This window comes from Streptomyces sp. NPDC048415 (assembly GCF_040651675.1).
In the GTDB taxonomy this organism is placed as follows: Bacteria; Actinomycetota; Actinomycetes; order Streptomycetales; family Streptomycetaceae; genus Streptomyces.
Map to the genome: position 1 here is coordinate 34,111 of NZ_JBEZKJ010000016.1, position 11,237 is coordinate 45,347.

An 11,237-nucleotide genomic window follows, 5' to 3' on the forward strand; every position below is an offset into this window, starting at 1 on the left:
GCACCCCCGTGCAGACCACGCCCCCCATGGAGATTCCCGCACTCGCGGACGCCGAAGAGCTGTCCTGCGACGTCCTCGTCATCGGCGGCGGCACCGCCGGCACCATGGCGGCCCTCACCGCGGCCGAGCACGGGGCCGACGTCCTCCTCCTGGAGAAGGCGCACGTCCGCCACTCCGGCGCCCTCGCCATGGGCATGGACGGCGTCAACAACGCCGTCATCCCCGGCCGCGCCGAGCCCGACGACTACGTCGCCGAGATCACCCGCGCCAACGACGGCATCGTCGACCAGTCCACCGTCCGCCAGACCGCGACCCGCGGCTTCGCCATGGTCCAGCGCCTGGAGTCGTACGGCGTGAAGTTCGAGAAGGACGAGCACGGCGAGTACGCGGTCCGGCAGGTGCACCGGTCCGGCTCGTACGTGCTGCCGATGCCCGAGGGCAAGGACGTCAAGAAAGTGCTCTACCGACAGCTGCGGCGGCGCGAGATGCGGGAGCGCATCCGCATCGAGAACCGTGTGATGCCCGTGCGGGTCCTCACGGCCGAGGGACGCGCGGTGGGGGCCGTCGGCTTCAACACCCGTACGGGGCAGTTCGTCTCGGTCCGCGCCGGCGCCGTCATCCTCGCGACCGGCGCGTGCGGCCGCCTCGGCCTGCCCGCCTCCGGCTACCTCTACGGGACGTACGAGAACCCCACCAACGCGGGCGACGGCTACGCCATGGCCTACCACGCCGGGGCGGAACTCACCGGTATCGAGTGCTTCCAGATCAACCCGCTGATCAAGGACTACAACGGTCCCGCCTGCGCCTATGTCGCCAACCCCTTCGGCGGCTACCAGGTCAACCGGCACGGCGAACGCTTCGTCGACTCCGACTACTGGTCGGGCCAGATGATGGCGGAGTTCGCCGCGGAGGTCGCCTCGGACCGGGGCCCCGTCTACCTGAAGCTGAGCCACCTCCCCGAGGAGTCGATCAGCGCCCTCGAGTCCATCCTGCACACCACTGAGCGCCCGACCCGCGGCACTTTCCACGCCGGACGCGGCCACGACTACCGCACCCACGACATCGAGATGCACATCTCCGAGATCGGCCTGTGCGGCGGCCACTCCGCTTCCGGCGTACGGGTCGACGACCACGCCCGTACCACCGTGCCGCGCCTGTACGCCGCCGGGGACCTGGCCTGTGTCCCCCACAACTACATGATCGGCGCGTTTGTCTTCGGCGACCTCGCGGGAGCGGACGCGGCCCAGCACAAGCCCTATGAGGGCGAGTTGCCGCAGGACCAACTCCGCGACGCGCATGACTTGATCTACGGCCCTCTGCGCCAACCGGAAGGGCCCCCGCAACCCCAGGTCGAGTACAAACTCCGCCGCTTCGTCAACGACTACGTGGCGCCGCCCAAGTCGGGTGCCCGGCTCTCGCTCGCCCTCGAAGCCTTCGAGCGGATGCGCGCCGACATCGCGGAAATGGGCGCCCGCACTCCTCACGAACTGATGCGGTGCGCCGAGGTCACCTTCATCCGGGACTGCGCGGAGATGGCCGCGCGCGCGTCGCTCGCCCGCACGGAGTCCCGCTGGGGCCTCTACCACGACCGCACGGACCATCCCGCGCGCGACGACGCCTCCTGGTTCCACCATCTCGACCTGCACAAGTCCCCCTCCGGCTCGATGGAGTTCACGGCCCGTCCCGTGGCTCCGTATCTCGTCCCCGTCGCCGACTTCGCCCCGACCGGCGGACCCTCCCGGCACCTCGGCGAGGTGCACCCGGAGGGTGTGGCCACAGCCGGGGCGCGCGATGCCGCCCCGGTGGCCTCGCGGCCGACGGTCACCGCCGTCCTCGACGGCGGCACCAGCCGTCTCCCCAGCGACGGTGACGGTTCATCACCTCGCCTTCTCGAACTCCTCGCCCTCGCCGAGGAAGAACCCGAACTCCCCGCCTTGCGCCCCTATCTGAACGATCCCTCCCCCGCTGTGCGGCGCGCGGCCCTCGCCGTACTCACCGAGACCGTGCCGCCCGGTACCGGCCCCGCGCTGGCCGCCGCGCTCCACGACCCGCACGGCGACGTACGGGCCACCGCCGCGGCCTCGCTGCGCGAGCTGGTCGAGACCCTGCCGCCCGAGCCCGACCTGCGTGACGGTCTCGCTTCCGGCCTCGCCGGGGACGATCCCGTCGTGCGCGCCGCCGCGCTGGACGTGCTGCGCGCCCTGCGCCTGGGGGACGCGGCGCTGTTCGTGGGCGCCCTCGCGGATCCTGACCTCGCCGTCCGTATCGAGGCCGTGCGCGCCCTCGTCTCCGTCGATGCCGCCGAGCACCTGACCCGGGCGGCCGTCGATCCCTCCCGCGAGGTCCGCGTCACCGTGGCCAAGGCTCTGGCCAACGTCACCGCGGGGAGGCTGGTCGAGGACACCCTCGACCAGCTCACCGCCGACCCCGACGCCCTGGTCCGCGCGGCGGCCTTCGAGGCGCTGGCTGCCACCGGATGCCCCGCGCCACTCGCCGCGCGTGCCGTCGCCGCGCAGGCCGACCCGGCCTGGCAGGTTCGCTCCGGAGCCGCCACCGCGCTGTCCGCGGCGGATGCCGACGTGGCCGTCCCCACCCTGGCCAAGGCTCTCGGCGACCCGAACGCCGACGTCCGCAAGGCGGCGGTACTGGCGCTGATGCGTCACGCCGGGGAGTCCGAGGACGCGCGAACCGCCCTCGCCACGGCCACGGCGGACTCCGACGCGGACGTCAGGGCATACGCGTCACGGGCGCTGTGACCGCGGCCGCCGGAGTGGCGCGGCACCACTGCGCTACAGGGCACCCGGCATAGGGGTGGTTCCACACGTCGGCGTTGACGGAGTACCGCTGTGCCCACCGTGCCGCCCCAGCGGCACGCATACCCACAGCAAGGACGCCTACAGCGGCACCGAGCGCCCACAGGGAGACCGGCTACAGCTCCATCCGGCGCCCACAGGGAGGCCGATTACGGCTCCACACGGCGCCCACACCAAGGCCGACGACAGCTCCACCCCCCGCCCACAGCGCGGCCGGCTAAAGCTCCACCCAGCGCCCACAGCGCGGCCGGCTAAAGCTCCACCCAGCGCCCACAGCGCGGCCGATGACGATGGCGCCCCGCCCCTATATCCAGTCCTCCGGCTCCGGCTCCGCATCCATCTCCGGCCAGTGCGAGTCCGGCTCCTCGTCAGGCGCCGGCCCCGATTCCGGTGCTCGCCCGGGAGCCCCGTCCAGCGAGGCGAGCACTCCCAGCACCCCCTCTCCGTACGTCGCCAGCTTCTTCTCGCCCACACCGCTGATGCCGCCCAGCTCGGCCACCGAGGTGGGCCACACCGTGGCGATCTCGCGGAGTGTCGCGTCGTGGAAGATGACGTACGCCGGGACGCCCTGTTCGCGAGCCTGCTCGGCGCGCCAGGTGCGCAGGGCCTCGAAGGCGGGGACGAGTTCGGGCGGCAGCTCGGCCACGGCGGCCTTGGGCTTGCGCTCGCCCTTCGAGGACGCCGAGCGGGTGACGGTCGGCTTCGGCGGCTCCTTGCGCAACGGCACCTCGCGCTCGCGTCGCAGCACCGTCCCGCTGGCGTCGGTGAGCACCAGCGTCCCGTACTCGCCCTCGACCGCGAGCAGCCCCTGGGCCAGCAACTGCCGTACGACACCCCGCCATTCCCCCTCGGTCAGCTCCTCTCCGATACCGAAGACGGACAACTGGTCGTGGTCGAACTGGATCACCTTGGGAGTCCGACGCCCCAGCAGGATGTCGACGATCTGCACCGAGCCGAACTTCTGTCCCCGCTCGCGCTGCAACCGCACCACCGTCGACAGCAGCTTCTGTGCCGCTACCGTGCCGTCCCACGTCTCGGGCGGCGTCACACACGTGTCGCAGTTACCGCAGGCCGGTGTGTGCGGGTCCTGGCCGAAGTAGGCCAGGAGCTGGGAGCGCCGGCACTGGGCCGTCTCACACAGGGCCAGCATCGAGTCCAGATGGGCGGCCGCTCTGCGGCGGAACGCCTCGTCGCCCTCCGAGCCCTGGATCAGCTTGCGCTGCTGCACCACGTCCTGGAGGCCGTACGCCATCCAGGCCGTGGACGGCAGTCCGTCACGCCCCGCGCGGCCCGTCTCCTGGTAGTAGCCCTCGACAGACTTCGGCAGGTCGAGGTGGGCGACGAACCGTACGTCCGGCTTGTCGATGCCCATGCCGAAGGCGATGGTGGCGACCACCACCAGTCCCTCTTCGCGCAGGAAGCGCGACTGGTGGGCGGCGCGGGTGCCCGCGTCCAGGCCCGCGTGGTACGGAACCGCCTCGATGCCGTTGCGGGAGAGGAACTCGGCCGTCTTCTCGACCGAGTTGCGCGAGAGGCAGTACACAATGCCCGCGTCGCCCGCATGCTCGTCCCGGAGGAACGACAGCAGCTGCTTCTTGGGGTCGGCCTTCGGCACTATCCGGTACTGGATGTTGGGGCGGTCGAAGCTCGCCTCGAAGTGGCGGGCCGTCGGCATGCCCAGGCGCTGGGTGATCTCCTTGTGTGTCGCGCGCGTGGCCGTGGCCGTCAGCGCGATCCGCGGGACGTCCGGCCAGCGCTCGCCCAGCAGTGAGAGTGCCAGGTAGTCAGGGCGGAAGTCGTGGCCCCACTGGGCCACACAGTGCGCCTCGTCGATCGCGAAGACGGAGATCTTCGCGCGCGACAGCAGGTCGAGCGTGCTTTCCAGTCGCAGCCGCTCCGGGGCCAGGTAGAGCAGGTCCAGCTCCCCCGCCAGCAACTCCGCCTCCACCACCCGCCGCTCGTCGAAGTCCTGCGTGGAGTTCATGAACCCGGCGCGCACGCCCAGCGCCCGCAGCGCGTCCACCTGGTCCTGCATCAGCGCGATGAGCGGGGAGACCACGACGCCCGTACCCGGTCTGACCAGTGACGGAATCTGGTAGCAGAGCGACTTGCCGCCGCCCGTCGGCATCAGGACGACGGCGTCACCGCCCGCCACCACATGCTCGATGATCGCTTCCTGCTCGCCGCGGAAGGCGTCGTACCCGAAGACCCGGTGGAGCGTGGCCAGCGCCTCGCTCTCACTCCGTGTCCCCGTCGCGTCCGCTTCGGTCATCACACCCGTCCCGCCCATCGTCCTGTCCCCCGTACGTCGCGCCTCGACCACTGCGTCCACGATAGGGGCCCGCGCCGACAGCCTCAGAGTTATCCACAGGCTGCGACCGGTCGGCTGCTGTACGCACCGGCATGGGCTCGCCGTCTCTCCGCCGACCGGCGCTCCCGTATGCGTCAGCCCGTCGGCCCCCTCTGCATGGCGGCCCCCTGCGATCACGGGACATGCTGCTCTGGCGGGGGGGAGGGGCCCGCGACCGACGGACCGGCGCCGTCTTGTGCGCCTCTCGCATCTCTAGGAGCCCTCGCATGTTCCCGCGTCCTCTCAAGAGCGTCATCACCCTCGCGACAGCCGCTGTCGCGTCCGTTTCACTGGCGACCGTCCCCGCTCACGCCGGCTCGGACGACGGCGCGTTCGACCCGAAGGTCCCGGTGGAGCTGGCCATGGCGTACGCCGCCACCGCGAAGTACTCCTACGAACCGGCCGCCGTCGCCGACGGATACGTCCCCAACCGGTGCTCCCCGGACCCCATGGGCCACGGCAGCATGGGCTACCACTACTTCAAGGAGTCCCTCTACGGCTCGGTCGACCCGACAAAACCCGCGGCTCTCCTCTATGAGGATGCGGAGGGCGGGGGCCGCAGGCTCGTCGGTGTGGAGTGGATCGTCCCGGACGCCGATCAGAATCTGAAGACGGCCGGCGACAGGCCCTCGATGTTCGGGGGCCACAAGTTCGACGGCCCGATGCTCGGCCACAACGCCACCATGCCGATCCACTACGACCTGCATGTCTGGCTCTACAAGCACAATCCCAGCGGTCTGTTCGAACGCTGGAATCCCACGGTCAAGTGTCCGGCCTCCTCCGGCCACTCCGCTCACTCCGCCATGTCGGGTCACTCAGCCCACTGAACATGGCACGGGCCCCGCTCCCGGGCAGGGAGCGGGGCCCGGCACCGCGGTTCAGCGCACGAAGACCCCAGCCTGCCCCGCCAGATCCAGGAAGTACTGCGGCGCCACACCCAGAACCAGCGTGACCGCCACACCCACCCCGATCGCCGTCATGGTCAGCGGCGAGGGCACGGCGACCGTTGGGCCCTCGGGCCGCGGCTCACTGAAGAACATGAGCACGATCACCCGGATGTAGAAGAACGCCGCGATCGCCGACGAGATCACACCGACCACGACCAGCGCGCCCGCGCCGCCCTCCGCCGCCGCCTTGAACACCGCGAACTTTCCGGCGAATCCGGAGGTCAGCGGGATACCCGCGAAGGCCAGCAGGAAGACCGCGAACACGGCCGCCACCAGTGGAGACCTGCGTCCGAGGCCCGCCCACTTGGACAGGTGTGTGGCCTCGCCCCCCGCGTCCCGTACGAGTGTCACGACGGCGAAGGCGCCGATCGTGACGAACGAGTACGCGCCCAGGTAGAAGAGCACCGACGAGACTCCGTCCGGCGAGGTCGCGATGACACCCGCGAGGATGAAGCCTGCGTGCGCGATGGACGAGTACGCCAGGAGCCGCTTGATGTCGGTCTGGGTGATCGCGACGATCGCACCGCCGAGCATGGTGACGATCGCGACGGCCCACATGACCGGCCGCCAGTCCCAACGCAGGCCCGGCAGGACGACGTACAGCAGGCGCAGCAGCGCGCCGAAGGCGGCCACCTTCGTCGCCGAGGCCATGAAGCCGGTGACCGGTGTCGGCGCACCCTGGTAGACGTCCGGCGTCCACATGTGGAAGGGCACCGCGCCGACCTTGAACAGCAGGCCCATGACCACCATGGCGGCGCCGATGAGCAGCAGCACGTCGTTGCCCATGGTTCCGGCGAGAGCCGGGTCGACGTTCTGGATGGTGCCGTCGACCACCTGCGCGATCGTCGCGTACGACACGGAGCCCGCGTAGCCGTACAGCAGGGCGATGCCGAAGAGCGTGAACGCGGAGGCGAATGCGCCGAGGAGGAAGTACTTGACCGCGGCCTCCTGCGACATGAGCCGCTTGCGGCGGGCCACGGCGCACAGGAGGTAGAGCGGGAGGGAGAAGACTTCCAGGGCCACGAAGAGCGTCAGCAGGTCGTTGGCCGAGGGGAAGACCAGCATGCCGCCGATCGCGAAGAGCAGGAGCGGGAACACCTCGGTGGTGGTGAACCCGGCCTTCACCGCGGCCTTCTCACTGTCGCTGCCGGGCACGGACGCGGCCTGCGCGGCGAACGAGTCGACGCGGTTGCCGTGCGCCTCCGGGTCGAGCCGCCGCTCGGCGAACGTGAACACGCCGAGGATGCCCGCGAGGAGGATCGTGCCCTGAAGAAACAGTGCGGGCCCGTCGACGGCGATCGCGCCCATCGCCGCGATGTGCGCCTTCGTGGTGCCGTACCCGCCGGCCGCGAGGGCGACGACCGCGGCGAAGGCGGCGGCCAGTGCGACGACGGACACGAACACCTGAGCGTAGTAACGGGACTTGCGCGGCACGAACGCCTCGACCAGCACGCCGATGATCGCCGCCCCGAGGACGATCAAGGTGGGCGACAATTGCCCGTATTCGATCTTCGGCGCGTCGATCTTGGAGATCGGGTCGGCCGCGGTTGTCCACAGGCTGTGGACGGCTGTTGCGCTCACTTGGCCGCCTCCACCTCGGGCTTGGGGTCCGTCTTGTGTACGTCTGACATGGTCTGCTTGACCGCCGGGTTGACGATGTCGGTGACCGGCTTCGGGTAGACGCCCAGGAAGATCAGCAGTGCGATCAGCGGGGCGACCACCAGAAGCTCACGCACCCTGAGGTCGGGCATCTCGGCGACCTCCGCCTTCACCGGGCCCGTCATCGTCCGCTGATAGAGGACGAGCGTGTAGAGCGCGGCGAGAACGATGCCGAAGGTGGCGATGATGCCGACGGCCGGGTAGCGCGTGAACGTGCCGACCAGGACCAGGAATTCACTCACGAAGGGCGCGAGCCCCGGAAGCGAGAGGGTCGCGAGGCCGCCGATCAGGAAGGTGCCCGCGAGCACCGGGGCGACTTTTTGCACCCCTCCGTAGTCGGCGATCAGGCGCGAGCCGCGCCGCGAGATCAGGAAGCCCGCCACCAGCATCAGGGCGGCGGTCGAGATCCCGTGGTTGACCATGTAGAGCGTCGCGCCCGACTGGCCCTGGCTGGTCATCGCGAAGATGCCCAGGATGATGAACCCGAAGTGCGAGATCGACGCGTACGCGACCAGTCGCTTGATGTCTCGCTGGCCGACCGCGAGCAGCGCCCCGTAGATGATGCTGATCAGCGCCAGTACGAGGATGACGGGCGTCGCCCATTTCGAGGCCTCCGGGAACAGCTGGAGGCAGAAGCGGAGCATCGCGAAGGTGCCGACCTTGTCGACGACCGCCGTGATCAGTACGGCGACCGGGGCGGTGGCCTCACCCATGGCGTTGGGCAGCCAGGTGTGCAGCGGCCACAGCGGCGCCTTCACCGCGAAGGCGAAGAAGAAACCGAGGAAGAGCCACCGCTCGGTGCTGGTCGCCATGTGCAGCGAACCGTTGGCGCGGGCCTGGGCGATCTCCTGGAGCGAGAAGTTCCCGGCCACTACGTAGAGGCCGATTACGGCGGCCAGCATGATCAGGCCGCCGACCAGGTTGTAGAGGAGGAACTTCACTGCGGCGTACGACCGTTGGGTGGCAGCCGCCTCGTCACCGTGCTCGTGAGCACGGTCTCCGAAGCCGCCGATGAGGAAGTACATCGGGATGAGCATGGCTTCGAAGAAGATGTAGAAGAGGAAGACGTCGGTGGCCTCGAACGAGATGATCACCATCGCTTCGACGGCCAGGATCAGGGCGAAGAAGCCCTGCGTCGGCCGCCAGCGCCCCGCAGCGAAGCTGCCAAGGGATGCGGCGCCGGTCTCCTGCGGGTCGGCGTCGTGCCAGCCCGCGAGGATCACGAACGGGATCAGCAGCGCCGTCAGCGCGAGGAGCGCCACTCCGATGCCGTCCACACCCAGCTCGTACCGCACCCCGAAGTCCTTGATCCAGGCATGGGATTCGGTGAGCTGGTAGCGGTCGCCGCCGGGCTCGAAGCGTACGAGGACGATCGCGGCCAGCGCGAGCGTGGCGAGCGAGACGAGCAGCGCCAGCCACTTGGCGGCGACGCGCCGCGCGGCCGGTACGGCGGCCGTGGCGATCGCCCCGAGGGCCGGGAGCGCCGCCGTCGCTGTCAGCAGAGGAAAGGACATCGGTATCAGACCGCCCTCATCAGCAGGGTCGCGGCGATGAGGATCGCCGCACCGCCGAACATCGAGACCGCGTAACTGCGCGCATAGCCGTTCTGCAGCTTGCGCAGGCGCCCGGAGAGGCCGCCCATCGAGGCCGCCGTGCCGTTGACGACCCCGTCGACCAGGGTGTGGTCGACGTACACCAGGGAGCGGGTGAGGTGCTCACCGCCGCGTACCAGCACGACGTGGTTGAAGTCGTCCTGGAGCAGGTCGCGGCGGGCGGCCCGGGTGAGCAGGGAGCCGCGCGGGGCGACCACCGGGACGGGACGGCGCCCGTACTGCGCGTACGCGATTCCGGCACCGATGACGAGCACCGCCATGGTGGCCAGCGTGACCGTGAGGGCGCTGACGGGCGAGTTGCCCTCCTCGTGCCCGGTGATGGGCTCCAGCCAGTGCAGGAAGCGGTTCCCGATCCCGAAGAAGGCGCCCGCGCCCACCGATCCGACGGCCAGCACGATCATGGGGATCGTCATGGTCCTGGGGGACTCGTGCGGGTGCGGCTCCGCGTGCTCGCCGCGCGTCTCGGCGGCGGGCTCCACGCTCGGCTCCGCAGGGGACGGCGTCGGCGCGTTGCGCCAGCGCTCCTCTCCGAAGAACGTCATCAGCATCACGCGCGTCATGTAGAACGCGGTGATCGCCGCGCCGAGCAGGGCCGCGCCGCCGAGAATCCAGCCCTCGGTGCCGCCCTTCGCGAAGGCCGCCTCGATGATCTTGTCCTTGGAGTAGAAGCCGGACAGGAACGGGAAGCCGATGATGGCGAGGTAGCCGAGGCCGAAGGTGATGAAGGTGATCGGCATGTACTTCCTGAGGCCGCCGTACTTCCTCATGTCGACCTCGTCGTTCATGCCGTGCATGACCGAACCGGCGCCGAGGAAGAGTCCGGCCTTGAAGAAGCCGTGTGTGACCAGGTGCATGATCGCGAAGGCGTAGCCGATGGGGCCGAGGCCCGCGGCGAGCACCATGTAGCCGATCTGGGACATGGTCGAACCGGCGAGCGCCTTCTTGATGTCGTCCTTCGCGCAACCGACGATCGCACCGAAGAGGAGCGTGACGGCTCCTACCACGGTGACGGCCGTCTGCGCGTCGGGCGCCGCGTTGAAGATCGCTCCTGAGCGGACGATCAGATACACACCCGCGGTCACCATGGTGGCGGCGTGGATGAGGGCCGAGACCGGGGTCGGGCCCTCCATCGCGTCCCCGAGCCAGGACTGCAGCGGCACCTGGGCGGACTTGCCGCAGGCGGCGAGCAGCAGCATCAGGCCGACGGCGGTGAGCTTGCCCTCGGACGTGTCACCCACGCTCGCCAGGACCGGCTTGAAGGCGAACGTCCCGAAGGTCGTGAACATCAGCATGATGGCGATCGACAGGCCCATGTCGCCGACGCGGTTGACCAGGAAGGCCTTCTTCGCGGCGGTGGCGGCGCTGGGCTTGTGCTGCCAGAAACCGATGAGCAGGTACGAGGCGAGGCCGACGCCCTCCCAGCCGACGTACAGCAGAAGGTAGTTGTCGGCGAGGACGAGCAGCAGCATCGCCGCGAGGAACAGGTTCAGATAGCCGAAGAAGCGGCGTCGGCGCTCGTCGTGCTCCATGTACCCGACCGAGTACAGGTGGATGAGCGAGCCGACGCCGGTGATCAGCAGCACGAACGTCATCGACAGCTGGTCGAGCTGGAGGGAGGCGTCGGCCCGGAAGCCGGCGACCGGGACCCAGCTGAACAGGTGCTGGCCGATGGCCCGTTGGTCCGCGCTCTTGCCCAGCATGTCGGCGAAGAGCACGACGCCGATCACGAAGGAGGCGGCCGCGAGGGCCGTACCGATCCAGTGGCCGACGGCGTCCAGCCGCCTGCCGCCGCACAGCAGTACGGCCGCTCCGAGCAGAGGCGCCGCTACCAGCAGCGCAATCAGGTTCTCCACGA

6 protein-coding genes are annotated in these 11,237 nt (G+C 69.8%); 2 read left to right on the forward strand and 4 right to left on the reverse strand.

The window, feature by feature from the left end; translation table 11 throughout:
• The first annotated feature begins 26 nt into the window (after positions 1 to 26).
• The gene (locus AB0D27_RS13820; protein WP_362506824.1) at positions 27 to 2,756 is read left to right on the forward strand and encodes a fumarate reductase/succinate dehydrogenase flavoprotein subunit; all 2,730 of its coding nucleotides are present in this window, start codon (positions 27 to 29) and stop codon (positions 2,754 to 2,756) included.
• Positions 2,757 to 3,117: 361 nt separating this feature from the next.
• Here AB0D27_RS13820 and recQ read toward each other — a convergent pair whose 3' ends face one another.
• On the reverse strand, positions 3,118 to 5,103 hold the full coding sequence (gene recQ, locus AB0D27_RS13825; RefSeq protein ID WP_362507037.1) for a DNA helicase RecQ: 1,986 nt from the start codon (positions 5,101 to 5,103) through the stop codon (positions 3,118 to 3,120).
• Between the two features lie 287 nt (positions 5,104 to 5,390).
• On the opposite strand from recQ, the gene AB0D27_RS13830 reads away from it, so the two are divergent.
• On the forward strand, positions 5,391 to 5,990 hold the full coding sequence (locus AB0D27_RS13830) for a hypothetical protein (RefSeq protein ID WP_362506827.1): 600 nt from the start codon (positions 5,391 to 5,393) through the stop codon (positions 5,988 to 5,990).
• 51 nt (positions 5,991 to 6,041) lie between these two features.
• Here the strand turns inward: AB0D27_RS13830 and nuoN are convergent, their stop codons facing one another.
• Genes nuoN through nuoL form a run of 3 tightly spaced genes read right to left on the reverse strand, consistent with a single transcriptional unit; the run spans position 6,042 to position 11,235 of the window.
• On the reverse strand, positions 6,042 to 7,691 hold the full coding sequence (gene nuoN / locus AB0D27_RS13835; RefSeq protein ID WP_362506829.1) for an NADH-quinone oxidoreductase subunit NuoN: 1,650 nt from the start codon (positions 7,689 to 7,691) through the stop codon (positions 6,042 to 6,044).
• Positions 7,688 to 9,283, reverse strand: a complete 1,596-nt coding sequence (locus tag AB0D27_RS13840; RefSeq protein WP_362506832.1) for an NADH-quinone oxidoreductase subunit M — start codon at positions 9,281 to 9,283, stop codon at positions 7,688 to 7,690. The genes nuoN and AB0D27_RS13840 overlap by 4 nt, the downstream gene beginning before the upstream one ends.
• A gap of 5 nt (positions 9,284 to 9,288) precedes the next feature.
• Positions 9,289 to 11,235: an NADH-quinone oxidoreductase subunit L gene (gene nuoL, locus AB0D27_RS13845; RefSeq protein WP_362506835.1), complete on the reverse strand. Its 1,947-nt coding sequence runs from the start codon at positions 11,233 to 11,235 to the stop codon at positions 9,289 to 9,291.
• Positions 11,236 to 11,237: the final 2 nt, after the last annotated feature.